General features: G+C 46.2%; 22 protein-coding genes, 1 tRNA gene, 1 other RNA gene, 2 pseudogenes and 1 riboswitch. Of the genes and pseudogenes, 16 read left to right on the top strand and 10 right to left on the bottom strand.

What is annotated here, in order from left to right; all coding sequences use genetic code 11:
• Nucleotides 1–70: 70 nt before the first annotated feature.
• From frc to FD977_RS03055, 3 genes are all read right to left on the bottom strand, one after another.
• Nucleotides 71–1,321 carry a formyl-CoA transferase gene (gene frc / locus FD977_RS03065; RefSeq protein WP_215306229.1) on the bottom strand — a complete coding sequence of 417 codons (1,251 nt, stop codon included), beginning with the start codon at nt 1,319–1,321 and terminating at the stop codon, nt 71–73.
• A gap of 83 nt (nt 1,322–1,404) precedes the next feature.
• Entirely contained in the window at nt 1,405–3,114 is a 1,710-nt protein-coding gene (gene oxc, locus FD977_RS03060; protein WP_215306227.1) for an oxalyl-CoA decarboxylase, read from the bottom strand.
• 210 nt (nt 3,115–3,324) lie between these two features.
• Nucleotides 3,325–3,942 carry a Crp/Fnr family transcriptional regulator gene (locus FD977_RS03055; RefSeq protein WP_215306226.1) on the bottom strand — a complete coding sequence of 206 codons (618 nt, stop codon included), beginning with the start codon at nt 3,940–3,942 and terminating at the stop codon, nt 3,325–3,327.
• 70 nt (nt 3,943–4,012) lie between these two features.
• Nucleotides 4,013–4,228: riboswitch (cobalamin riboswitch) on the top strand.
• Between the two features lie 147 nt (nt 4,229–4,375).
• Between FD977_RS03055 and FD977_RS03050 the strand changes: the two genes are divergently transcribed.
• From FD977_RS03050 to FD977_RS03030, 5 genes and pseudogenes are all read left to right on the top strand, one after another.
• Nucleotides 4,376–6,496: a TonB-dependent receptor gene (locus FD977_RS03050; protein WP_215306224.1), complete on the top strand. Its 2,121-nt coding sequence runs from the start codon at nt 4,376–4,378 to the stop codon at nt 6,494–6,496.
• 171 nt (nt 6,497–6,667) lie between these two features.
• Nucleotides 6,668–6,952 carry a hypothetical protein gene (locus FD977_RS03045; protein WP_215306222.1) on the top strand — a complete coding sequence of 95 codons (285 nt, stop codon included), beginning with the start codon at nt 6,668–6,670 and terminating at the stop codon, nt 6,950–6,952.
• Nucleotides 6,927–7,157 (top strand): annotated as a pseudogene (locus FD977_RS10885) (cell division protein ZapA); the annotation flags it as partial. The gene FD977_RS03045 and the pseudogene FD977_RS10885, both read left to right, overlap by 26 nt.
• 99 nt (nt 7,158–7,256) lie before the next feature.
• Nucleotides 7,257–7,475: non-coding RNA, 6S RNA (gene ssrS, locus FD977_RS03035), on the top strand.
• Nucleotides 7,476–8,294: a sulfite exporter TauE/SafE family protein gene (locus FD977_RS03030; protein ID WP_215306220.1), complete on the top strand. Its 819-nt coding sequence runs from the start codon at nt 7,476–7,478 to the stop codon at nt 8,292–8,294.
• A gap of 18 nt (nt 8,295–8,312) precedes the next feature.
• Here the strand turns inward: FD977_RS03030 and FD977_RS03025 are convergent, their stop codons facing one another.
• The 6 genes from FD977_RS03025 to FD977_RS03000 form a co-directional block, all read right to left on the bottom strand.
• Nucleotides 8,313–9,836 carry a malonyl-CoA synthase gene (locus FD977_RS03025; protein ID WP_215306218.1) on the bottom strand — a complete coding sequence of 508 codons (1,524 nt, stop codon included), beginning with the start codon at nt 9,834–9,836 and terminating at the stop codon, nt 8,313–8,315.
• Nucleotides 9,837–9,884: 48 nt separating this feature from the next.
• Entirely contained in the window at nt 9,885–10,841 is a 957-nt protein-coding gene (locus FD977_RS03020) for a tripartite tricarboxylate transporter substrate binding protein (protein ID WP_215307022.1), read from the bottom strand.
• A gap of 149 nt (nt 10,842–10,990) precedes the next feature.
• Nucleotides 10,991–12,295 (bottom strand): malonyl-CoA decarboxylase domain-containing protein, encoded by a 1,305-nt coding sequence (locus tag FD977_RS03015; protein ID WP_215306216.1) that lies wholly within the window; start codon nt 12,293–12,295, stop codon nt 10,991–10,993.
• A gap of 129 nt (nt 12,296–12,424) precedes the next feature.
• On the bottom strand, nt 12,425–13,222 hold the full coding sequence (lgt, locus tag FD977_RS03010) for a prolipoprotein diacylglyceryl transferase (protein WP_215306214.1): 798 nt from the start codon (nt 13,220–13,222) through the stop codon (nt 12,425–12,427).
• On the bottom strand, nt 13,222–13,686 hold the full coding sequence (locus FD977_RS03005; RefSeq protein ID WP_215306212.1) for a DNA polymerase III subunit chi: 465 nt from the start codon (nt 13,684–13,686) through the stop codon (nt 13,222–13,224). The genes lgt and FD977_RS03005 overlap by 1 nt, the downstream gene beginning before the upstream one ends.
• A gap of 3 nt (nt 13,687–13,689) precedes the next feature.
• A complete protein-coding gene (locus tag FD977_RS03000; RefSeq protein WP_371743120.1) occupies nt 13,690–15,285 on the bottom strand; it encodes a leucyl aminopeptidase in 1,596 nt (531 codons plus the stop codon).
• A 124-nt stretch (nt 15,286–15,409) separates the two neighbouring features.
• Here FD977_RS03000 and lptF point away from each other — a divergent pair, with 124 nt between their 5' ends.
• The 3 genes from lptF (at nt 15,410) to FD977_RS02985 (ending at nt 18,680) form a co-directional block, all read left to right on the top strand.
• Nucleotides 15,410–16,525 carry an LPS export ABC transporter permease LptF gene (lptF, locus tag FD977_RS02995; RefSeq protein ID WP_215306208.1) on the top strand — a complete coding sequence of 372 codons (1,116 nt, stop codon included), beginning with the start codon at nt 15,410–15,412 and terminating at the stop codon, nt 16,523–16,525.
• The gene (gene lptG, locus FD977_RS02990) at nt 16,522–17,676 is read left to right on the top strand and encodes an LPS export ABC transporter permease LptG (RefSeq protein WP_215306206.1); all 1,155 of its coding nucleotides are present in this window, start codon (nt 16,522–16,524) and stop codon (nt 17,674–17,676) included. Before lptF ends, lptG begins: the two co-directional genes overlap by 4 nt.
• Nucleotides 17,677–17,738: 62 nt before the next feature.
• A complete protein-coding gene (locus FD977_RS02985; RefSeq protein ID WP_215306203.1) occupies nt 17,739–18,680 on the top strand; it encodes a CysB family HTH-type transcriptional regulator in 942 nt (313 codons plus the stop codon).
• Between the two features lie 42 nt (nt 18,681–18,722).
• Here the strand turns inward: FD977_RS02985 and FD977_RS02980 are convergent.
• Nucleotides 18,723–18,807 (bottom strand) — tRNA-Leu (locus FD977_RS02980).
• A 141-nt stretch (nt 18,808–18,948) separates the two neighbouring features.
• Here FD977_RS02980 and FD977_RS02975 point away from each other — a divergent pair.
• The 8 genes and pseudogenes from FD977_RS02975 (at nt 18,949) to rng (ending at nt 25,646) form a co-directional block, all read left to right on the top strand.
• Nucleotides 18,949–19,668 (top strand): YebC/PmpR family DNA-binding transcriptional regulator, encoded by a 720-nt coding sequence (locus tag FD977_RS02975; protein ID WP_215306201.1) that lies wholly within the window; start codon nt 18,949–18,951, stop codon nt 19,666–19,668.
• A 47-nt stretch (nt 19,669–19,715) separates the two neighbouring features.
• Complete coding sequence (gene purD / locus FD977_RS02970) at nt 19,716–20,999, top strand: phosphoribosylamine--glycine ligase (RefSeq protein ID WP_215306199.1); 1,284 nt, start codon at nt 19,716–19,718, stop codon at nt 20,997–20,999.
• Between the two features lie 44 nt (nt 21,000–21,043).
• A complete protein-coding gene (hemF, locus tag FD977_RS02965) occupies nt 21,044–21,955 on the top strand; it encodes an oxygen-dependent coproporphyrinogen oxidase (RefSeq protein ID WP_215307021.1) in 912 nt (303 codons plus the stop codon).
• The gene (nadD, locus tag FD977_RS02960; protein WP_215306198.1) at nt 21,956–22,657 is read left to right on the top strand and encodes a nicotinate (nicotinamide) nucleotide adenylyltransferase; all 702 of its coding nucleotides are present in this window, start codon (nt 21,956–21,958) and stop codon (nt 22,655–22,657) included.
• Between the two features lie 54 nt (nt 22,658–22,711).
• Nucleotides 22,712–23,098, top strand: a pseudogene (rsfS, locus tag FD977_RS02955) (ribosome silencing factor); the annotation flags it as partial.
• A 13-nt stretch (nt 23,099–23,111) separates the two neighbouring features.
• Nucleotides 23,112–23,555: a 23S rRNA (pseudouridine(1915)-N(3))-methyltransferase RlmH gene (gene rlmH, locus FD977_RS02950; protein WP_215306194.1), complete on the top strand. Its 444-nt coding sequence runs from the start codon at nt 23,112–23,114 to the stop codon at nt 23,553–23,555.
• Between the two features lie 7 nt (nt 23,556–23,562).
• Nucleotides 23,563–24,186 carry a nucleoside triphosphate pyrophosphatase gene (locus FD977_RS02945; RefSeq protein ID WP_251369570.1) on the top strand — a complete coding sequence of 208 codons (624 nt, stop codon included), beginning with the start codon at nt 23,563–23,565 and terminating at the stop codon, nt 24,184–24,186.
• Entirely contained in the window at nt 24,183–25,646 is a 1,464-nt protein-coding gene (rng, locus tag FD977_RS02940; protein ID WP_215306190.1) for a ribonuclease G, read from the top strand. Before FD977_RS02945 ends, rng begins: the two co-directional genes overlap by 4 nt.
• Nucleotides 25,647–25,652 lie beyond the last annotated feature (6 nt).

The following is a 25,652-nucleotide window of genomic DNA, read 5'->3' as shown; positions in this document are numbered from 1 at the left end:
TGCCGATAATGAATAAAAAAGGCGCCCACCAGGAGCGCCTTTCAAGCTAAAAAAATACTGCTAATCGTTATTAAACTGCTTTTGCTGCATGCAACTTAGCGATGTCATCGGCGCTATAGCCGAGGTCAGTCAACACTTCATTCGTATGCTCACCCAATACTGGTGATGGACCTACTTCGATTTCCAAATCTGAAAACTTGATTGGGCTACCGATAGTCAAGTACTTACCGCGTACCTTGTGATCCACTTCAACGATAGAGCCACTCTTACGCAAGTCAGGTGAGTTGGCTAATTCTTTCATTGACAGCACTGGTGCGCAAGGAATGTCGAACTTACGGAGGATGTCCACAGCTTCGTACTTAGTCTTGTCCTTAAGCCACTCTTCGATTGTTGCGAAGATATCAAAAATCTTATCTTGACGTGCTTCAGCAGTCATGTACGCTGGATCAGTTGCCCACTCTGGCTTACCGATCGCACGAGTGATTGGCTCCCATGCATGACCTTGAATTGTGAAATAAATGTAGGCGTTTGGATCTGTTTCCCAACCCTTACACTTCAATACCCAACCTGGCTGACCGCCACCACCAGCGTTACCGCCACGTGGAACTACGTCAGAGAATGTACCGTGTGGGTACTGTGGGTACTCTTCGAGGTAACCAATTTTGTCCAAACGCTGTTGGTCGCGCAACTTCACGCGGCACAAGTTCAATACGGCATCTTGCATTGAGCAAGATACTTTTTGACCTTTACCAGTTTTTTGACGCTGCATCAATGCAGTCAAAATACCAATGGCCAAGTGCATACCAGTATTGCTATCGCCCAAAGCGGCAGCAGAAACTGTTGGAGGACCATCCCAGAAACCAGTTGTAGAAGCGGCACCACCAGCACACTGAGCAACGTTCTCATATACCTTTAAGTCTTCGTATGAGTGACCATCGCTAAAGCCTTTTACAGAAGCCATGATCATCTTTGGATTCAATTCCTGAATACGCGCCCAGCTAAAACCCATGCGGTCCAAAGCACCTGGACCGAAGTTCTCAACCATGACGTCAGAAGTCTTGATCATCTTCTCTAAAACTTCTTTACCTTCTTGAGTCTTAGTGTCTAAAGTCAATGAACGCTTATTACCGTTCAACATCGTGAAGTACAAAGCATCTGCACCTGGAATATCGCGCAACTGGCTACGAGTGACGTCGCCAGAGCCTGGACGCTCAACTTTAATCACGTCAGCGCCGTACCAAGCCAACAACTGAGTACATGCAGGACCAGCTTGTACGTGTGTGAAATCGATGATGCGAATACCGTCTAATGGTTTAGTCATGTTTGATTCTCCTTAAAGTATTGCTTATTTGTTACTAAATTTAGTTCAAAAATATTACGTCTTGATTACCAATTAACTTTGAATTAATGCTTAACGGCAGCAGTAGATGGATTCAAGTTAGTTAAACGTCCACTCTCTGTTCCAGCAGTTTCATCAATTACAGCATTAATCAATGCAGGCTTGCCTTCAGCAATCGCTTTAGTCAATGCAGCTTCTAACTCCGCTGGGGTAGTTACGTAGTAACCAACACCACCAAATGCCTCAATCATTTTGTCGTAACGGGCATTTTTCACGAATACTGTTGGCGCAACATCAGCACCACCAGTAGGATTCACGTCAGTACCGCGGTAAACACCATTATTGTTGAACACCACTGTAGTGATTGGCAGGTTGTAGCGACAAATAGTTTCTAACTCCATACCGCTAAAGCCAAATGCGCTATCGCCTTCAACCGCAACCGTAGGCAAGCCGCTCGTTACAGCAGCTCCAATGGCATAGCCCATACCGATACCCATAATGCCCCAGGTACCAGAGTCAAAACGTTTACGTGGCTTATACATATCCACGATTGCGCGGCAATAGTCGAGTGTGTTTGCACCTTCGTTTACCAAGTTCACATCTGGGTTTAGCTTGATCACATCACGAATGGCACGCAAAGCACCATGGAAGTTCATTGGTGAAGCTTCTTTGGCCAATGTTTCAGCCATCTTCGCCATGTTCTTATCTTTTTTCTCGTTGATCGCGCTGATCCACTCGGCAGAAGGCTTTGGAACTACAGCAATCCCCTTTAAGAGTTCGCCAACAACAGAGCCAATATCGCCAATCAATGGGGCATCGATTTGTACGTTACTGTCCACTTCGTTTGACTGAATATCGATCTGAATAAATTTCTTAGGATCTTTACCCCAGGTCTTGCCCTTACCGTGCGCAAGTAACCAGTTCAAACGCGCACCAACCAACATCACCGCATCAGCCTCAGCCAATACAAATGAACGTGCGGCAGAAGCGGATTGCGGGTGGTTGTCTGGCAACAAACCTTTAGCCATCGACATTGGTAAATATGGAATACCAGACTTCTCAATCAATGCACGAATGTCAGCATCGGCTTGAGCATAAGCAGCGCCCTTGCCTAACAAAATCAATGGGCGCTTTGCACCCTTTAATACATTCAAGGCACGCTCTACTGCATCTGCCGCAGGGATTTGACGTGGAACTGGATCGATTACCTTGAAGATGGATTTCTTCGCTTCTTCAACAGGCATTGTTTGGGCTAATAGCTGTGCCGGCAAGTCTAGGTATACACCACCTGGGCGACCAGAAACGGCCGCACGAATTGCGCGCGCAAAACCAATGCCGATGTCTTCAATGTGATTAATGCGGTATGCAGCTTTGCAATATGGCTTAGCTGCATTAAGCTGATCCATCTCTTCGTAGTCACCTTGTTGCAAGTCAACGATCTCGCGCTCACTTGAACCAGAGATCAAAATCATTGGAAAGCAGTTCACAGTGGCATTGGCTAATGCCGTTAATCCATTCAAGAAACCTGGCGCTGACACAGTCATGCAGATACCAGGCTTTTGAGTCATATAACCTGCAATCGCTGCGGCGTTACCGGCATGCTGCTCGTGACGGAAACCGATGAAACGCAAACCTTCAGCTTGAGCCAAACGGCATAAGTCGGTAATTGGAATACCAACGAGACCAAAAATGGTGTCTAAGTCATTTGCTTTTAAAGCGTCGATGACGAGATGAAAGCCATCAGTGACTTGGGTATTTTGATTATCTGTTGTCATAGAAATTTATAGTTAATTACACCGCCCGAACGTTAAGCACGCTCAGTGCAATTTAGCTTTCGCTAACTGTCTCCAATTAAGTTATTAGTGGTGCCACGGGCATCAAAAGCGCTCCCGTTAAGGCTGATATGAATCTTAGGCTCAGGGATCAAGTTCATCATTGACTTCGGTCAATTTCCCCTGAAATCTAGAAACATCTAGGCCTGCTATTTAGACAAAAAGCTCTTTATGCTTTGTTTTAAGGCGGCTCAATGTCTCTGGAGAGAGATTAAGGTAAGCGGCCAACTCTTTTTTAGGGAGCAGCTCAAACAAGTCTTCGTATTTACGTAAAAAACGCTCTACCCGACCTGGCGCATCAAGCATATGCAGGGTAATCGTATGGGCCATGATCTCGCTCATCAAGCGCATCACCTCAAACTCAAAGCTTTCTTTAAGGGGTTTGTGGACCTCCAAAAATTCAGCCCATTTCTTTAGTGGCATACGGGCAACTCGAGCCTTGGTGACCGAGGCAATGCTATATGGGGCGGCAGTCTTGAGGCGCCAGGCCGCATAACTCGTTTCAATATCTTTTTCGATGGCGAAGCGCAAAATCATCTCTTTTGCATCGGCGCTAGAGACAATTCTCTTCAAAATCCCGTCTAAAACGAAATATTGCTCCATCTGGTGGTCGCCTTGATGGAGCAGGATTTCTGATTTTTTGAGGTCTGAAATCACTAAATGGCGCTCTAAATCAGCCATTGCTTCAGGATCTAAGCTTTTTAACACCGAGTTTTGGCTCAACTGCAAACGAATGAGGTTTTTTTCGGGGTGCTTGTCTAATGCTGTCATGAATTCTTAATCCTAGAGCCAAGATTGTAGGCTTTTTTCACCCTAAAAGCAGTTTTTACCGGTTTATGAGCTATTATGAAATCGTAGTGGTGCTTTGTTGCAATGCAACAAAGTTAAACGGGAAACACTAAACGTGTGCTGCCCCCGCAACGGTAAGTAAATGCACCCTAACTTCAAAGTAAGGGTGTCAGGAGTCTGAATAAGCCACTGTGCGTGTCAATTGCATGGGAAGGCCAGATTCTGAGATTTACTAGCCCGGATACCGGCCATTACAGGTGGAATTTTGCGGACGGGGACCTTCGCGCGCCGATGAAGCATCTCCTGCTAAGCTGGCACGATGCCCAATTGACGCCTGATCTCTCACAATGTGAAATTCTGTTCGACCCAGCTTACGGGGAAGTTAGCTAGGTGATTCGAAGGCAGAAGGTTCATCATGAAACAGCAGTTCAGTAGCAAAACTTTAGTTACCCTTTTTTGCGGCGCATTTATACCACTTAGTACGACAGCAATCGCTCAAAGCAATCAATCGACGGTCATTGTGACCGGCTCGCGCTTTGAAGAAAACTTAAATCAGGTTCCAGCCAACGTCAAAGTCATCACCCGCGATGAAATAGACAACTCTAGCTCGAATACCATTCCACAAGTACTGTCGCAAATTGGCGGTCTTTTGGTGAAGGGCTTGAACTCAAGCTCGTTAAATTTAGACGCCTCTGTAGATATGGGGGGATTTGGTCCGACAGGTAACAGTACAACTGTAGTGTTGGTGGATGGAATACGGATCAATCCAATTGACTCAGGAAGTGTTGACTGGCAATCGATTCCGATCGATTCCATCGAGCGCATAGAAATCCTGCAAGGCGGTGCCAGCGTTCAATACGGAAATGGTGCAGTTGGAGGCGTTATCAACATCATCACAAATGGCAGCAAGAAAAATATTAATCAAGCCTCCTCTACCTATGGAACATGGGGGACATTAATAAATAATGCTATTTTCAAAAATACGGTTGAAAAAACTACCTACCAACTGAGCGCAAACACCTCCAACACAAATGGTTGGAGGCCAAATACCGCAGCGAATGCTTACTCAGTAGATGCAAAAATACTGCAAGATCTCGGTGGAAATGATCGAGTCTTTGTTGATGGGTACTATGGCTACACAAACTCTCAGATAGCCAGCCCAGTAGTGGGTTTAGTTGGATCAGGAAACCCCTTATCGGTGAGACCACAAAATGCCGGCAACAATTACACGGTCAATAATTCTGGATTTCGCCAAGGGCTCACGAAAACTTTAAACGAAGCTTACGTAGTTGAGCTTGATACCTCATACAACAATAAAACTACTTTCTTTTATTCACCCCAAGCAGACTATTTCACATCTCTTGATCCAACTAACCTAGACTACTATGGATACGCTGGAAGTGCTATGAACAACAAGTTGCAGGGTTGGCAATTCGCTGCATCCCCTCGACTTAAGGCAAACTTTACTGGAGTAGGTACCACAATAGTTGGGTATGATTTTTCCAAAGCAAACCAAGGTGGAGGCAATAGCTACAGCCCACTATCGCAAGGAATCATTAATGCCAACGTAAATGGCAATTATTACAACAACCTGACTAGCGACTCTCAAAGTGCTACGCAAGTTAATAACTCTGTATATGTAATGCAAAGAGTGCCGCTTGGAAATATAGTTGAGGCAAGCGGAGGTTTTCGCCGCCAAGTACAACAAGCTTCCACTAGCAACACTTCAATCAGCGCAGCTAATGGCACCGTTAGTAATACCCAGCAATTTGCGGCAAATGCTGGGGATCTTGCTGTAAATGTCAATTACCTTCCTGGCCAGCGAATATACGCAAAGTGGAATCAGTCCTTTAGATTTCCAAACATTGATGAATATTGGGGATTTGCATACGATGTAAATTGGGTTGGTAGAACAGTATTTAATGGAATCTTGCAGCCACAAACCACTCAAACCTATGAGATGGGGGGTAACTGGACGATCTCAAATGTAAGACTTACCTCTTCCATATTTAAATCTATGACTCAAAATGAAATTAGCTATAACCCAACAACGGGCTATAACTACAATTCCATTTACCAGACGAATAGAGGTGGGATTTTGTTTGATATGAGCTCAAACATCTCATCTTCTCTCAATATTGGGGCCGGAGGAAAATATCAGAAGTCTTACTATGCGAATGGGCCTTATGCTGGAAACCCCATTCCAATAGTCCCAGACACGACACTCAATGCTAGAGCCAACTATCTCATTTCAAGCAAATGGGCTATTGGCGGCGTAGTTAATTATGTAAGCAATCAGTATTACGATACGGGGCCCAATAGTTACAGCGCAGCCCCTGTTATGCCTTCATACGTTATAGGCGATGTGTTTACTTCCTATAAATTCCAAGCAATCGAAACGCGATTAACCGTCAAAAATATTGGCAATGCGCAGTATTCAAGCTATGGAGGAGTAAGCTCGTTTAGCGGGGCTCACTTTTATTATCCAAGCGAACCCAGATCGGTTTACCTAACTCTCAAATACAACCTGAATTAATGCTTAGCAATTTCAGAAACACGACCCGATCCCGCAACCCATTGGGCCCTCATAAGCCTATTTGATGGCCATATTCACCCAGAAAAGCTTGGTATTCATTGAGTGGCTTTACTCAACTAAGCCCAAAATCGGGGGTTCCACAAAGCATTTCCCTAAGGCTACAATGCCTATATGACCGAGTACAACCCTCATGTCCCAAGCGACTCCGCTGAATCTGATTCGATAGCTATATCTCTACAGAGGGTAGCCGGAAAAATTCAGCTGATTTCTGATGCCGTAAAAGCATTGCATCAGGATCGCATTCAACTGGAGACCAAAATTGAGGATGCACAAAAACGGATTCAGCATATTTTAAGTCGCTTGCCCGAGCAGAGTGATGGCCGTCAATTAAACTTACTCGGCGAACCTGCGACACCAACTAATTCAGAGGATGGCAATGAGCCAACAACGCATTGAAGTAACCCTCGCCGGTCAAAAAATTACTTTAGCTACGAGCACTGAGCATGAGCCACTGCTTCGTGCTGCTTGCACATTAGTAGATGAGCAAATTCAGCTGGCAATTAATGGTGGCAACCGCAGCATTGAACGTGCGAGCATGATGGCCGCACTGAAGATTGCAGGTGATCTCATTCAACTACAAACTGAATCTCAACTCAATTCCGCACAGAGTAGTTCATCCCGCTCCAATGCAGAAGAGATTACGCGACTCCAGAATGAAATTCATACTCTGGAAGATCAAGTGGATGCCCTGATGCAAACCCTTTCCCTGCCTGGTTCGCCAAGGCCAATAGTTCCTTGAACCGATGCGCAAGCATCAGGAACGATCTTTACACTGTGGGCGTGAGCGTTTTGAATTTTCACAGTGGCAACTTCGCGCTGTTCACTCCCTGAACTTCTTAATGCACCCGAAACAGAGTAGCCGTTCCACCTTGAACCTTAGGGTTCAGGATGACGGCCTAGCGGCTAAGGCGGGGAATTCATGTCAATAGCCGATATCGCTATGCTGATGTTATGTGGCAGCATATCGGGCTTCCTAGCGGGCCTCTTAGGTATTGGGGGCGGCATGATTTTGGTGCCCTTCATGATTGTGGTTTTTAATCATTTAGGATTTGGCCAAAACGTCATCGTACATATGGCCATCGCAACTGGTATGGCCACCATCCTCTTCACCACCACCTCCGCGATTTGGGCGCATCACAAACACAACTCGATCGATTGGAAGTTAGTGGCAGCACTCAGTCCCGGTCTAGTGATTGGCAGCCTAGTTGGTGGAAGTGAGATTTTTGAGGCAATCAACACTTCTTGGCTGTCTCTATTCTTCGCCATGTTTATTGTCTATACCTCGATCCAAATGATCATCAATAAAAAGCCTTCGGCCGGTCGAGAATTACCCGGTGCCGTTGGTCTTTTCTCATTTGGGGCACTAACGGGCGTCATTGCGAGCCTAGTAGGTGCAGGTGGGGCATTTATTACTGTGCCATTTATGCTTTGGTGCAACGTCAAACCACATACTGCGATGGCCAGTTCTTCCGGCTTAGGATTTCCGATTGCAGCTGCAGCGACGATTGGCTACATGTATGGAAGTTGGGGGAATCCCAATCTTCCTGTGGGTTCACTTGGATTTGTTTATGTTCCAGCGGTACTCTGCATTGTGGCAGTGAGTATATTTACCGCTCCACTGGGCGCAAAGATGGCCAGGAAGCTCGATGTAGCTCAACTCAAACGCATCTTTGGTGTGATGCTCTTTATGCTTGCAGCCTTCATGTTTAATGAAAGCCGCAAGGCATTTGGTTTTTAAGAAGCCCTCTTACTGCTCTTAGCTAGTGTATTGCTGACGCAGAATATTCTTCTGAACTTTACCCATTGAATTGCGAGGTAAGTCGGCAACAATCTCTAAACGCTTAGGAATCTTAAAATTAGCGATTTGTGTTTTTAGTGTCGCAATCATGGATTGGGCATCCAACTTGGCACCTGCTTTTGGCACTACTACCGCCATTACTGCTTCACCAAAATCAGGATGCGGAATACCAATCACAGCACTTTCATCTACACCATCCATATCATCGATGAAACTTTCGATCTCTTTTGGATAAACGTTATAGCCACCAGAAATAATTAAATCCTTACTACGACCAACGATACAGAGGTAATCCTGAGGTGCTTTGCCACCATTAGCTTCACCGCCCCAACGACCAACGTCACCAGTCTTAAACCAGCCGTCTTTGGTAAATTCTTCTGCAGTCTTTTCTGGCATGCGCCAGTAGCCCTTAAATATATTCGGGCCCTTCACTTGAATGCTGCCGATCTCATCAATACCGCAAGGCTTATTGCTTTCATTGACCACGCGCACTTTGACGCCCGGTAGAGGCAAGCCAACGGACCCACCTACTCGACTGCCTTTGTAGGGATTGGAAACGAGCATGACAGTTTCACTCATGCCATAGCGCTCAAGAATTGGCTGGCCAATCACTTCTTTAAACGAATTAAATGTTTCAGTCAGTAATGGCGCGGAGCCCGACACAAACAGACGCATATTGCGCGCGACGTGCTTATTAAAACCTTTATCCGCTAGCAAGCGTACATAAAATGTTGGTACACCCATCATCACGGTAGAATTCGGCATGTGATGAATCAGTTGCGCAGTATCTAAGCGTGGCAACCAAATCATTTTGCTGCCGTTAATTAATGCCCCATGCGCAGCCACAAATAATCCGTGCACATGGAAGATTGGGAGCGCATGCAATAAGACATCGCCTTTTTTCCAACCCCAGAACTTCTGCAATACCTGCGCATTGCTACCCAAGTTTTTATGAGTCAGCATGGCACCCTTGCTGCGACCGGTTGTGCCAGAGGTATACAAGATAGCGGCTAAATCATCATCCTTCACGGCAACGGTTTTGAACTTATCACTTTGACCAGCAGCACGGTCTAGTAAAGTGCCTTTGCGATCCTCATCCAGGGTAAAGACATGCTTGGTAGCAGCCTGAAAGGCAACCTTAGATACCCAAGAGAAGTTTTTGCTGCTACAAACAACTACTGCAGGCTCCGCATTCTCTAGAAAGTATTGAATCTCCGCCGCTTGATAGGCGGTATTTAGGGGCAAATAAACGTAGCCCGCCTTTACTGTAGCCAAGTACAGAAAGAGCGCCTCAGGTGACTTTTCAACCTGAGCAGCAATACGAGATCCTGCTGGTAATTTGAGGCTCTTTAGTAGGTTAGCCATCTTGGAAGTAGCGCGCTCCAGATCGCCCCAGGAGTAATACAAACCATCATGCGTTTCTAATGCACATGTCTGCTTATCTTTTGGAAAACCTGTTTCCAATAAAGAATATAAATTCATTCGAGCCTCAAAAAACCAAACAATAAAAACAATTCAAACAATAACTAATTAATCTAACGAAGCGCCAGATTTCTTAACCACTGCAGACCAACGTGTTATATCGGCACGAACCTGCTTGCCGAACGCTTCACCATATAAATTGGGCGTATCAGAGCCGTTCTTTTCCCAGATCGCCTTGAGCTTTGGCGTATTTAAGGCCTTCTGAACTTCGACAATCATTTTGTCTACGATAGGCTTAGGAGTGCCGGCGGGAGCAAACAAAGAGTACCAAGTGGAAACTTCGTAGTCAGGTAAGCCAGATTCTTTAAAGGTGGGTACGTTTGGAATCGCAGGGGAACGCTTGTTTGACGCCAAAGCAATTGCTACCAACTTTCCAGCATTAATCTGAGGAGCAGAAGTAGCAAGACCATCAAACTCCAAGTCAATCTGACCAGCCAATAAATCATTCATTGCTGGGCCAGCACCACGATATGGAATATGGGTGATGAAAGAGCCTGTTTGAATCTTAAATAATTCACCAGCCAAGTGATGAACTGTGCCACTACCCGCACTGGCAAAGTTGTATTTACCAGGATTTTTCTTCATGAGCTCAATGAACTCTTTAGCATTACGAGCACTCACGCGCTGTGGATTAATCACCAATACTTGTGGCACGTTAGCAATCATCGCAACTGGAATAAAACTCTTTTCGATATCGTAATCCAAATTCTTATACATCGAAGGAGCAATAGTGTGATGGGTAGCGCCAATGAACCAAGTATATCCGTCTGGGGCAGCCTTCGCAGCAACTGAGGCACCAACAGTACCGCCTGCACCACCACGATTATCGATAATAATTTGCTTACCAATTTGCTCTGTTAATTGAGCTGCTAATGGTCTAGCAAAAGCATCTGTGCCACCACCCGCTGGAAATGGATTCACAAAAGTGATGGTCTTCACTGGCCACTCTTGTGCGAATACAGTCAAAGGTACGGCGCAGACTAAAAAAATTACTTTCTTAAGCATGTCCGAAGAAAATGCTGATGACTTGTTTTTTGGATTAAACACTTCGTCTCCTTTTGCATCAATCTCATGATTGACTTCATATTTATAAATACAGCACCCATTTTAAGGGCACTTAAGGCTTGCTGCAAAAGTCTATGCAAGGGAAAACACTAGGGAGCCATTAGGCGAGCTACAGCCCTGGAATACACGATTTCACCATTGGCAAAGCGCTCATGGTTATCCTCCACGCTTCCTAGGTCATAAAGGTAATTGACCATCAAGCCAGCAGATTGACGCAGCCCTTTGCGCGATAAATCGCCCGCCCAGTTCACCAAATGCAATTTGGCACCATTACCCAAATGAAACTTTGCCACGGGGTTGCCATCGCGCCCGGTAGAAGCCAAGCCCAAATAGATGCTCGCCAAACTCAATAAAGCCGTTTTTTCTTTCTCGGAGGCTAGGTCGGGGTGCCATCCGCCCGCCAATTGCTCAGCCCAAGATTGCCTCTCGAGCCCTAGCACCGCCAAAGCAGCATCTCGCGCCACCCTGAGGTTCGGCTTTAATCTTTCAGCCGGGACACCATCACCTAAATTCGCACCAGCGGCTACCCAATCCATAAAACCAGGAATAGGCGATAAAGTTACAAAGGTTTTTATTCCAGGGAACTCGGCATGTAAATGCTCTGCTACCCGCTTGATTAAAAAGTTACCCATCGATACACCGCGAAGTCCAGACTCGCAATTACTAATCGAATAAAAAACGGCAACTTTATATTGCGATGCCTGATCAACTGTTTCGGCTTTCTTATCAACCAATGGCGTGATCACCGTTGGAATCTCAGGCAGGAGAGCCACCTCCACAAAGATTAAAGGCGTACTTGGAAGCTGTGGATGAAAGAAGGCAAAGCAACGACGATCAGGCTGAAGACGGCGACGTAGGTCATCCCAACCATCAATTGCATGCACTGCCTCGTGTTGAATCAGCTTCTCAAGCACCTCCGCTGGGGACTTCCAGTCCACCTGATGCATCTTCAGAAATCCGGGATTAAACCAAGAAGATAGCAAGTGGCGCATATCGAAATCCACAGCAGCCAGTTCAGGCTTTTTATCTAATAGCTGCAATAAATCACGGCGCATTTGTACTACAGCGGCGGTGCCGTGGCTGGCACGATTTAAGCGACGGAAGAATTCTTGACGCGGAGATTCAGAAACTTTTTGCAACTGAATGTAATTACGTGCATTAGAGTCGGCTACAAAATTTTGCGCTGCTTTCAGTACTGCGTCAGCTTGAGGATTGAGCTTCTCAAACAAAAAAGTAAAAAATGAGACATATTGATCTTTTGACAACTTACGGTAGTTGTTAACTACATCGTCGGCCATGCTAAGCGCATTGGATTCTCCTCGCTCCGATATCAGACGCTTGATGGCGTTATTTGCCTTAGACAAATTTCGAGCTTTAGTGAGCTTCTCCAGCATGGATTTCTTTCGATTGAGGTAGAGATAGTCTGAAATTAGGCAGAATCAGTCAAAATTCAATACATTTCCGAGATATCTAGTTAATTTTGAGAAATTAACTACAAAAGACCCAGAAAATCGGATTTTTAACTACTGATAAGTGCCTGTTTTCGTATTTACTCTCACTATAAGGTAAATTCCGAAAACGATCATGGGAACAGAAAGCCACTGACCCATAGAAAGACCTAGGCCTAGGAGCCCCAAGAAGGCGTCAGGCTCTCGAGCAAATTCCGCCAAGAAGCGGCAAACACCATAACCCAACAAAAATAAGCCTGAAATCTGCCCTACTCTGCGCGGCTTGCTGGAATAAATCCAAAGAATGATGCCCAGGCAAATGCCTTCGCCCAGAAACTGGTAGATCTGGGAGGGATGACGGGGAATAGAGTCCACCATTGGGAAAACCATAGCCCAAGGCAAGTCCGTCGGCCTTCCCCATAGCTCGCCATTAATAAAATTACCCAAGCGACCAAACGCTAAGCCAAATGGAACTAGTGGCGCAACTAAATCACTGACAACAAAGAATGAAACCTTGCGACGATAGGCGAACCAGAGCAAAGCAAGCAAGACACCCAGGAGCCCACCATGAAAAGACATGCCACCTTCCCAAATCTTAAAGATGCTCAGAGGATTTGCGAAATAGTAGCCTGGCATATAAAACAGGGTGTAACCCAAACGTCCACCAAGCACTACGCCTAAGACGCCAACAAACAAAAGATCCTCAAGGTCTTTATATGACCACCCTAAAGATTGATATCGCGGAGTGCGTATGCGCAAACGACCCAGCAATAAAAATTGAGCAAACGCTAAGAGATACATCAAGCCATACCAGTGGATGGCAAATGAACCAATTCGGATTACGGCAGGATCAAATTCAGGATGAATCAACATTACGCTTTAGATTGATCGAAGTTATGCAATTCGTGACCTAAGTCACGATAGGCTTTATAGCGCTCACGACCAGCAAGGCGCTCAGATTCATCAACAGTCACAACCTCAACGATACGAGGGAAGCGAGCAAGTAAAGCTGGAACATCAGACGGCATACGCATTCCTAAATGAATCAGCACATCTGCATGAGGAAGATGAGACAAAGCAGGTGACAGAAAATCATCTGTCAGCAAAATAGGTGTATCGATTGCTGTTTCATCTTCAATCAAGCAATGGGGCAAAAAATCCGTTGCACTAAATGCCCACAGCAGTTCATCTAACTTTTTGAGATCCGCTTTCTCGCCCACCATCACGATATTGCGAACAGGCTCGCCAACAGCTGCGGCACTCCAGATCTTGCGCGTTAAGCGGCAAGCGTATTCCAGCTTATCGCTCACGTTGCTATGAAAATCAATCCGAGCCATGAATTACTTTTGCTCTAGCAAGTAATTTACAAGTAAAGGAACTGGGCGCCCAGTTGAACCTTTGGCAGCGCCACTCTTCCAAGCAGTGCCCGCGATATCTAAGTGAGCCCATTTATATTTTTCGGTGAAGCGCGATAAGAAACAAGCGGCGGTTACGCTACCTGCTGGACGTCCACCAATATTGGCCACATCTGCAAAATTGGATTTCAGCTGTTCGTGATAAGCCGCATCCAAAGGCAAACGCCATACAGTATCTAAAGAGGCATGACCTGCCTTCGTGAGTGCATTGACTAAACCCTCGTCATCAGAGAACACGCCGCTATGTACATGACCCAAGGCAATGATGCAGGCCCCAGTCAAGGTGGCTACATCAATCACCGCTTTAGGCTTGAAGCGCTCAACATAAGTTAAGGCATCACACAGGATCAAACGACCTTCAGCATCGGTATTGAGAATCTCAATCGTTTGTCCCGACATACTCTTCACAATATCGCCAGGCCGAGTGGCATTACCGGAAGGCATATTTTCACAAGTCGGAATCACGCCGATGACGTTCTTTTTCAACTTCATTAAAGCTGTAGCGTACATCGTGCCAATCACAGAGGCAGCGCCGCACATGTCGTACTTCATTTCATCCATCGCCTCACCAGGCTTAAGAGAAATACCGCCAGTATCAAAGGTAATACCCTTGCCCACCAACACAATTGGAGCCTCACCTACTTTGCCACCGAGGTGACGCATCACAATAAATTGTGGTGGCGTATCTGAACCTTGGGCCACAGATAAAAATGAACCCATACCTAAGGCTTCAATTTGCTTGCGACCTAAAACCTCAACCTTTAATCCCGTCTTTTTACTTAAGCCTTGCGCTGCCTTACCTAAATACGTTGGCGTACAAATATTGGGAGGCAAATTACCCAAGTCCTTAGCTAAGTTCATACCCTCAACCATTGCAGCGCCCTCTGGAACTGCGGCCTTGAGCTCTTTAGCGCAAGCATCATTACCTGCAAAAGTAAGATGGTTAAACGTATCTGCTTTATCTTTGACCTTGAATTTCATCGCTGGTTGGCGAACCCCAAAGCGATATGCCTGATCACCAGCATACTGAATGGTCAAGCGCACTTCTTCGGCAATGAACTCCGCACGATGGCCCAGAGCGAAACTCGGAATAAACCACAAAGCACTTTGAATGGAGCCACCGCTGAGCTGCTTTAATGCGGCGCGCGCAATTTTTGAATATGAGTTCAGGCTACGTGCACTAGTTGGAGTAATGTCACCCAAAGACACCAAGAGAATGCGTTTTACTTTTACTCCAGATGCGGCCCAAGACTTTTCAGCACGAATCACACAGGTAGAAGCTTGCTGAGCATCGAGGTCACCAACGAGATTGGCATGGGTAACGGAACCGCCAAGCAGACGATCTAATTCGACTAGAAGTCCAGATTTAGATTTGGAGGTCGCTAGAACATCTAAGTCCGCTTTTGAGTAGGCCAAAACTAAGCAGTCTGAGCTCTGCGCCAATAAAGTGGCTAGGCTTGCTTTGAGCTGCTTAGGGTTATTCAGATCGGCTTGCGCGAAAATCTTGGTGCTAAATTGGATAGTCATGATGTCTTGAGGTATTTTTAAGTCAATTCAAGGGAAAAAATGGGTGTTTATCCATTATCCTCCGAGATGCAGGTTCACATCTTGAGTGAGCCAATAACAGTGAACTCACCATTTATTCATGATTTTTCACCAAGCCCTTCGCCGCGAACTCAGTTTTACGACTGGTGGCGTTTTTTTGGTCCTAGTAACCATCATGATTACTACTCTGGTTATCCGAATTTTGGGCTTTGCAGCCAATGGTGCCGTCAATCCAGAGGATGCGCTCGTCCTCATTGCACTAGCTACTCTGAGTTATATGGCCGTTCTTTTGACAGTCTCCCTCTTTGTGGCAGTTCTCATGGTGCTTGTACGCTGGTACAAAGACTCAGAAATGATTGTTTGGTTTGCTAGCGGACTCAGTATTGCCAGCCTCATTCGACCCATCCTGCGCTTTGCAGCGCCACTGATCATCGTGATTGCGCTCTTAGCCCTATTTGTTTGGCCCTGGGCTAACCGCGAATCCACTCTCATTAGCCAGCGCTTTCAGCAGCGCAGTGATGTCTCTATGGTTGCTGCAGGCCAGTTTAGAGAGTCAGCCAAAGCCGAGCGCGTATTTTTCATTGAAGAGTTAGATGTCAACAAAAGCGAAGTGAAAAATATCTTTGCCGCAGAAACCAAAAATGGTCGCCTGAGTGTCGCGGTTGCCTCTACAGGATTTATTGAAAATGTACAGGGTGGTGGCAAATCTATCGTGCTCAATAATGGCCGGCGCTACGAAGGAATGCCAACACAGCCTGATTTTAGGATTCTGGAGTTCGCCCAATACAGCACCCAGATTCAAAACAAGAGCGCACTCGATCCAGCGCCGCGTGATCGCGAAAAATCCGTATCTGAGTTGATAAATGATCCCAATGCGGCGGCCGTTAATCCCAATCAGGCTGAGTTACTGTGGAGGATCGGTTTACCACTAATGGCACTTGGACTTGTGTTAATCGCAATTCCTCTTGCCTATGTCAATCCAAGACTAGGCAATTACACCGCAATGTTTTATGCGGTATTGATATACCTTATTTATAGCAACCTCTTAAACCTCACGCAAAACTTTGTGTCGCAAGGTAAGGTGAATGTGTTGCTAGCGGCTTGGCCCATACATACCCTGGCTTTTGGCATCGCTTTTTTACTGATTCGTAATCGTATTAATCCATCGTTAAAATGGTGGCGCCGTCAGCTACCTTCGTTCCTGGCTAATAGATGAAATATCTCTTTCCCTATATTTTTGAACGCTATTTAGCTAGGCAAATTTATGTTGCTTTTGGCTTCATTCTCTTTGCCTTAGTTGCACTGTTCTTATTTTTTGACATCCTCAGCGAGCTCGGCTCAGTCAAAGGTCAATACACCTTACCATTGGCCTTGCTGCATGTTTTGTTGAAAGCACCAAGCCGCATTTCTGAAATTATTCCCATCGCTGGTTTGATTGGAAGCATCTATGTATTTGCGATGCTAGCAAGTCAATCTGAGTTCACCATCTTACGTATTGCTGGCTTGGATATGCGTAGGGGCTTAACTACCCTAGCGAAGATTTCTTTACCGTTAGTGATTATTACGCTCGTGATGAGTGAGTGGCTTGGGCCTTACACCGAAAACCTATCTGATCAACTTCGTATGAAGGCTTTGGGTTCGTCCTATAGCTCGCAATTTAAAACGGGGGTGTGGGTTAAAGATCGCTTACGTGATGAGGATGGTAGTGGACCAATTAGGCCAGGAGTGCGTTATGTCAACGTTGGCAAAATTGAGCAGGATAATGGAATCAAAAATATCCGCATGTATGAGTTTGATGATGCCTATCGCCTACTCTCCATTCGGAGTGCTGCATCTGGACGCTTTGATCAAACTGGAACTTGGATTTTGGATGATGTCACCGAAACTCGCTTTAAAGAAACCAAGCAGGCTGACCCACTAAACCCAGTCTATTCAGCGCAAACTTTCTCGCACCCAATTGTCAGTTTGGATTCTGAAGTCACGCCACAAATTTTGAGCGTACTTTTAGTCAGTCCAGAAAAAATGTCGATCTTTAGTTTGGGTCGCTTTATTTCTCACTTAAGAGATAACAAACAGGATGCGCAAAGACACTCCATTGCCTTTTGGAAAAAAGTAATTTATCCATTTACGATCTTTGTCATGCTGGCACTGGCCTTGCCATTTGCCTACTTAAAGGTTCGGGCAGGCAGCGTTGGCATTAAGGTATTTGGCGGCATCATGCTGGGCATGAGCTTCCAGCTTTTCAACTCCCTCTTCTCCAATGTGGGGCTTTTGGGATCATGGCCAGCGTTGCTGACTGCCCTAACGCCACCGCTGCTGTATTTCATTTTGGCGATGGTAGGTTTACGTTGGGTATCTAGAGCTTAATACCTCAAAATCATATAGAATTTGATTCCTATATCGCAGTTGATATAAAGAATGGAATTCATATGAATCTGCATCAATTTCGATTTGTTCGTGAGGCCGTCAGGCAGAACTTTAATCTCACTTCGGCCGCTAAGGCGCTCTTTACGTCTCAGCCCGGGGTCTCCAAGGCCATTATTGAGCTGGAAGATGAACTTGGCGTAGAAATATTCCGACGCCACGGCAAACGCATTCGCTCACTTACAGAGCCGGGCAAGCGTATCCTCGTCTCAATTGAGAGAATTCTGGATGAAGTGGAAACCTTAAGAAGAGTGGGCAAAGACTTTGCCAGCCAAGACCAAGGTAACTTTGTGATTGCCACCACCCATACCCAAGCTCGTTACGCCTTACCTAAAGTGCTAACTGAATTTACAAAACGCTTTCCAAAGGTAAGGGTCAGCATTCAACAAGGAAGCCCAGGTCAAATTGCGGAGCTGCTCACTCAGGATCGTGCTGATATCGCCATAGCAACTGAAGGAATTGCCAATACCCCAGGTGTGCTGGCACTTCCAGGCTACCAGTGGCACCACGTCGTTATGGTGCCACTAAGCCACCCACTCCTCAATCAATCCACAATCACACTAGAGGAGATTGCGAAGTACCCGCTAATTACCTACGACAAAGCATTTGCGGGTCGCAGCAAGATTGATGCCGCTTTTGCACAACGTAATCTCAGCCCCGATATTATTTTGGAGGCAATTGATGCGGACGTCATTAAGACCTATGTAGAAACAGGAATGGGTGTGGGTATCGTGGCGGGATTAGCTTATGACGCAGATCGAGATCGTAACCTCCGAGTCATTCAAGTTGGGCATCTCTTTGGTAATAACGTGACGCATTTAGGTGTTAAGCAAGGAGCTTACTTGCGCTCTTTTGTGTATACCTTCATCGAACTATTCTCACCCACGCTCACTAAAAAAATTGTCGAGCAAGCGATGAATAGCGAGTCAGAAACTTACGAGATTTAATATTGAGAGCATCTCTGGGCGTGAATAACAGCCTACTTGAGATGGTGCCCCGGGGCGGACTTGAACCGCCACGCCTTGCGGCACCGGATTTTGAGTCCGGCACGTCTACCAATTCCATCACCGGGGCAGGTGTTTGCAGAGGAAATACTGCATTGAAGCTTACTAAGAGGTGAGAGTGTAACAAAAAAGTTGTATGGCCCCCATTCTTAGCCTCAGAAGACCTTAAAATAGGCTCTTCAAGCCACATTACTCAAAAGGACTTACCCGTATGGCCGGCCATTCGAAATGGGCCAACATTCAGCACCGCAAAGGACGTCAAGACGAAAAGCGCGGCAAGATTTGGACCAAACTTATTAAAGAAATCACAGTCGCAGCCAAATTGGGCGGTGGCGATATCGCTACGAACCCCCGTTTGCGCCTTGCGATCGATAAGGCTAAGGATGCCAATATGCCCAACGACAACGTGCAGCGCGCAATTCAGCGCGGCACAGGTTCGCTAGAAGGTGTTAACTACGAAGAAATTCGTTACGAAGGTTACGGTCACAATGGTGCGGCCATCATTGTTGATTGCTTAACGGATAACCGTACCCGTACTGTTGCTGAAGTACGCCATGCATTTGCAAAAAATGGTGGCAATATGGGCGCCGAAGGTTCGGTTGCCTTTATGTTCAAACACTGTGGTCAGATGTTGTTTGCCCCAGGCACCAATGAAGATCAACTCATGGAGATCGCGCTAGATGCTGGCGCAGAAGATGTCATCACCCATGATGATGGTTCGCTTGAGGTGCTCACCCCAGTGCCTGATTTTCCCAAGGTACAGGACGCACTCAATCAGGCGGGTTTAAAAGCAGAACTAGCAACAGTAACGATGCGCCCCGAAACTGAAACTGAACTCGAAGGTGATCAAGCGGAGAGTATGCAAAAACTATTAGATGCGCTTGAGAACTTGGATGACGTTCAAGAAGTATTCACGAACGCCTCTTTGTAAACGACCAGCTTTTAAACATTACTTATTAATATATCTTTTAGCACTTTATGAAAATTCTTTTAATTGGTTCTGGTGGTCGTGAACATGCATTGGTATGGAAGTTAGCGCAATCTCCACAAGTTCAAACTGTATATGTGGCGCCGGGTAATGGTGGCACGGCCACTGCAAAACAAACCGCAGCTGGCATTCAAAATCTTCCGATCTCTGACCTTCAAGAATTGGCGGACTTTGCTAAGCGTGAAAAAATTCACCTCACCGTAGTTGGCCCTGAGGCGCCATTGGCTGCTGGTATCGTAGATGTCTTTCGCAATAATGGCTTGCGCATCTTTGGGCCTACTCAGCTAGCTGCTCAATTAGAGTCGTCCAAAGATTTCTCTAAAGCGTTCATGAAACGTCATGGTATCCCGACAGCGGAATACCAGACTTTTTCAAATGCATTAGAAGCACATGCTTACATTGATGTTAAAGGAGCGCCGATTGTTATCAAGGCTGATGGTCTAGCTGCCGGAAAAGGTGTAGTTGTGGCAATGGACTTGGTAGAAGCCCACGCAGCGGTCGACATGATGCTGGCCGATAACAAACTCGGAAACGCCGGTGCACGCGTTGTCATTGAAGAATTTCTGACTGGTGAAGAAGCCAGCTTTATCGTTCTTGTAGATGGCAAACATGTTTTAGCTTTAGCAACCAGTCAAGACCACAAGCGCTTGCTCGATGCCGATCAAGGTCCCAATACCGGTGGTATGGGGGCTTACTCCCCTGCTCCAGTAGTTACACCAGAAATTCATGCACGTGCTTTACGCGAAGTCATCATGCCCACCGTTAAAGGCATGGAAGCTGATGGCATTCCATACACCGGCTTTCTCTATGCAGGGCTCATGATTTCTCCCGACGGAAAGATCAAGACTTTAGAATTTAACTGCCGCATGGGTGATCCAGAAACACAGCCCATCATGGCACGCCTACGTAGTGATCTCGTCAATGCGCTAGATCATGCTGTAGACGGCACACTCAACGAAGTGGATCTAGAGTGGGATCGCCGCACTGCACTAGGCGTGGTGCTGGCAGCTCACAACTATCCTGATACTCCACGTAATGGCGATGTGATTATGGGTATCCCTACTGATACTGAAGATCAATTAACTTTTCATGCCGGTACCAAGTTACAAGATGGGAAGCTAGTCACCTCTGGTGGTCGCGTCATGTGCGTCGTAGGTTTGTCGGATACCGTGCGCGGTGCACAACAAAAAGCATATGAAGCGATTGCTCAGATCCAATTCGATGGCATGCAATATCGCAAAGATATTGGCTATCGGGCAGTGAAACAAACCTAACTACGAAGGACTTTTCATCCTTGTCATCTACTGAACAGACTCAAATTAATATTGCAGAATTAGAAGCTTACTTTTTAGGCCTGCAAGATCGCATCACTACTGCAATGAGTGCAGTCGATGGCAAAGCCTTTGTAGTGGACGCCTGGGAAAAGCCAGAAGATAGCAAGCTGCGGGGTTATGGGCGCACTTGCACTTTAGACGGCGGCAATATATTAGAAAAAGGTGGTGTAGGTTTTTCTCATGTTCGCGGTGATCAAATGCCTCCTTCAGCATCACACCATCGCCCCGAAGTTGCTGGACGTAGCTTTGAGGCTATGGGTGTTTCCTTGGTGTTTCACCCAAATAATCCCAAGGCACCAACCACCCATATGAATGTGCGCTGCTTTATCGCGCAAGCTCCTGATAAAGAGCCAGTGTGGTGGTTTGGGGGTGGTTTTGATCTTACGCCCTACTATGGTGTTGATGAGGACTGTAAACACTTCCATCAAACTGCTAAAGATGCTTTAGACCCCTTTGGTAAAGAGCTACATCCTCGATTCAAAAAATGGTGCGATGAGTACTTTTATCTCAAGCATCGTGAGGAGCCTCGCGGTATTGGTGGCGTGTTCTTTGACGATTTCAATGAACTGGGTTTTGAGCAAAGCTTTGCCATGACACGTGCTGTTGGCGATGCCTTTATTAATGCTTACTTACCGATTGTGGAGCGTCGTTATCAAGACAGCTTTACGCCCGAAGAAAAAGCGTTTCAAGAATACCGTCGTGGTCGTTATGTGGAGTACAACTTATTATTCGACCGAGGCACCATTTTTGGCCTGCACTCTGGTGGACGCACTGAATCTATTTTGATGTCCATGCCACCCGTAGTGCAGTGGTGGTACAACTGGCAACCAAAGCCAGGTACGCCAGAGGAAAAGCTGTATGACTACTACCTTAAGCCGCGCGACTGGCTTGCCTAAATGATGTCAGCAGATTTGGGCGCTCCAAAAAAAATTGGTATTCTGGGCGGCACTTTTGACCCGCCACATCTTGGTCATCTTAAACTGGCCATGCATTTTGCAAAGCTTCTGCACCTGGATACTTTGCTCCTTATCCCCAGTGGCGAGCCCTGGCAAAAAAGCTCTGGCATCACACCCGCAGAAATTCGTCTTGAACTCACTGAAGCAGCGGGCATTGATTTAGCTCGGGTATTGCTGTATCTAAAAATACCTACTCAAATTGGAGTGGATCGCATCGAGATTGATCGAGCAGGCCCAAGCTATGCAATCGATACAGCCAAAGCTCTGAGAGAGCGTTTTGGGCCTCAGGTCAACATAACTTGGTTAATGGGGGCTGACTCTCTGATTAATCTTCCGTCCTGGAAGTCTTGGGATCAATTACTGGACTTTGTTAATTTCGCAGTGGTCAGTAGACCTCACCATGAACTCTCTACCCTAATCAGCCCTGAAATGAAGGCTTTATTAGAAAAGCATCAATGTATTGATGCAAACGCTCTTGAAAAAAGCCTGTTTGGCCGCATCTACTTAGATAACAGTCTTGCAGTAGACATTTCATCCACAAAGCTTCGGAGTCAGCTGAAAAGCGCTTCTCGCAGTGATATTGCCGAGCACATTCCGTCTCATACTTTAGAAATCATTACAAATTTAGGCCTGTACAAGTAATCAGGCTAAGATCACCCTTATATTCAAAATTCTCAGAAAAATACTAAAGAAACTATGGACTTAACAAAATTACAACGTGTCGTGATTGATGCTCTCGAGGATGTCAAGGCACAAGACATTCGTGTATACGACACCACAAAGCTCAGCGAATTATTTGATCGCGTCATCATCGCCACCGGAACCTCCAATCGTCAGACTAGATCCCTAGCCATGTCGGTTAAAGAGGCTGTCAACACCAAAGGTGGTGAAGTGATCTCCGTAGAAGGTCTGGAAACTGGCGAGTGGGTACTGGTTGATTGCGGCGATATCGTAGTTCATATTTTGCAGCCTGCATTACGCGCCTACTATCAGCTTGAAGGCATGTGGGGAGCCAAACCTGTGCGAGTGAAGCTAGCAGCGGATAAGGGGCTGGTAAAGGCAAGCGAACCAGACGACGAAGAGTAATTTCTTAACAATGCGTTTAACGATTGTTTCTGTTGGTCACAAAATGCCAGAATGGGTTGCAACTGCAACCCATGATTACATTAAGCGCATGCCCACAGATTGCACTATTGAAATCAAAGAGATCAAACCTGATCTCACTCCAGCCAAAGAGGCAATCAAGATTGCAGCAGCCATTCCGAAAGGCTCGCGGGTAATTGCACTTGATGAACGCGGCAAAGATCAAACCACACAAAATCTAGCTACCCAGTTAGCAGGCTGGCGACAGGAAGGCTTTGACATTACTTTTTTGATTGGTGGTGCTGATGGGCTCGATCCCAGTCTTAAGGAGAATGCTCAAGCGATATGGCGCCTCTCGAGCCTGACCCTGCCACATGCCATGGCAAGAGTCTTATTGGTTGAGCAACTCTATCGAGCTTGGACTATTTTGCAAGGCCACCCCTATCACCGCGAGTAAGTCATTGATATTTTCTTATATTTACCTTGCCTCACAAAGCCCGCGACGCCAAGAGTTGCTTAAACAGATTGGCATCCAATTTGAGATGCTGGTTGCAGCACCTGATGAAGATACGGAAGCCCTTGAGACACCTCTCCCCAATGAAAAGGCTCGCGCTTACGTTGAACGAGTTACCTTTGCCAAAAGTGCTATTGCTTTAGCTAGGTGGCAAAACAGCGGCAAGCCTTGGGCGCCCATCCTGTGTGCAGACACTACCGTCAGCCTACCTAGCAATCCAGATGGAGAAATTCTTGGGAAACCTCATGACGCTTCTGATGCTGCGCGTATTCTAAAAATGCTTAGCGGCAAAGTACATGAGGTTTTAACTGCAGTCGTACTCACAATTGATCCCAAAACAAATCCCCTGTGCTTGATACAAGTATCCGAGGTGGAATTTGCCCATTTAACTGAAGCTCAAATTGATAGTTATATAAAGAGTGGCGAGCCCTTTGGTAAGGCTGGAGCGTATGGCATTCAGGGTCTTGGCGGGGCTTTTATTCCCTCAATTAAAGGTAGCTATAGCGGTATCATGGGATTACCTATTTTCGAAGTTAACCAATTATTAGATTTCGCTAAAGTCGCCCGCATATGAACGAAGAAATTCTGATCAACATCACTCCCCAAGAGACACGGGTAGCACTCATTCAGCAAAGTGCTGTTCAAGAGCTTCAAATCGAGCGTACACGTCAACGCGGTATCGTCGGCAATATCTATTTGGCTAAAGTGGTACGTGTGCTACCTGGCATGCAGTCCGCCTTCATTGAAATCGGCTTAGAGCGCACTGCATTTATGCACGTCGCTGACATCACTCAAAATAACCCTCAAGCTCAAATCGAAAAACTGCTTTTTGAGGGGCAAAATGTCTTAGTTCAGGTTCTCAAAGATCCCTTAGGAACTAAAGGGGCACGTCTCACCACCCAACTGAGTATTGCCGGACGAAACTTGGTGTATCTACCGCCAGCAGGAACAGATGCATCAATCGAGAAATATATTGGCGTCTCCCAAAGAATTGATCAGCCTGAAGAGCGGGAAGCCATCAAGGCACGCCTTACAGGACTGATGCCTGCCGATGAAAAAGGTGGAATCATCGTTCGCACGAGTGCACAAGATGCCAGCGATACTGAGCTCAAGCACGATATGCATTACCTGCGCACCACCTGGGAAAAAATTCGTGAGGCCGTGAATCACAAGGCCGCGCCTAGCTTGCTCTATCAGGACCTGAGTCTGGCTGAACGCGTATTACGTGACCTTGCTAGTGAAGACACTACAAAAATTCGGGTGGACTCAGCTGAGAACTTTGAAAAGCTCAAAGGGTTCGCTGCACTGTATATGCCAAACCTATTAGACAAACTGACGCTACATCGTGGTGAGCGCGCCCTATTTGATTTATTTGATGTCGATGCTGAAATTAATAAAGCACTTGGCAGAAGAGTAGATCTTAAATCGGGTGGCTACCTGATGATTGATCAAACAGAATCGATGACTACGATTGACGTCAACACCGGAAGTTATGTAGGTGCACGCAATCTGGATGACACCGTATTTAAAACCAATCTTGAAGCTGCTCAAGCTATTGCCCGTCAGCTGCGCTTGCGCAATCTTGGCGGCATCATCATCATCGACTTTATTGACATGCTGAGTAAAGACCATCAGGAATCGGTTTTACATGAACTCAATCGCAATTTAGAACGCGATCATGCTCGCACCTCGGTGAATGACTTCTCTTCACTAGGTCTAGTGGAGATGACACGTAAACGAACTCGAGAATCCTTAGCCCATATCACCTGTGAGCCTTGTGCTACTTGCCAAGGCAAAGGTGAAATCAAAACTGCGCAAACGGTTTGCTATGAGATTTTGCGAGAGATTGTGCGAGAGCATCGCCAATTTAACCCAAGAGAATTTAGAATCGTTGCCGCACCCGATGTGATTGACCTCTTCCTTGAGGAGGAGAATCAGTTTTTGGCACAGTTAGGCGACTTTGTTGCCAAACCCATCAAACTCCAGGCAGAAGGCAGCTTCCGCCAAGAACAATACGATATCGTTCTCAGCTAATCATTG

Source organism: Polynucleobacter sp. AP-Elch-400A-B2 (assembly GCF_018688355.1).
In the GTDB taxonomy this organism is placed as follows: Bacteria; Pseudomonadota; Gammaproteobacteria; order Burkholderiales; family Burkholderiaceae; genus Polynucleobacter.
This window is presented reverse-complemented; position numbering and strand designations above follow the sequence as displayed.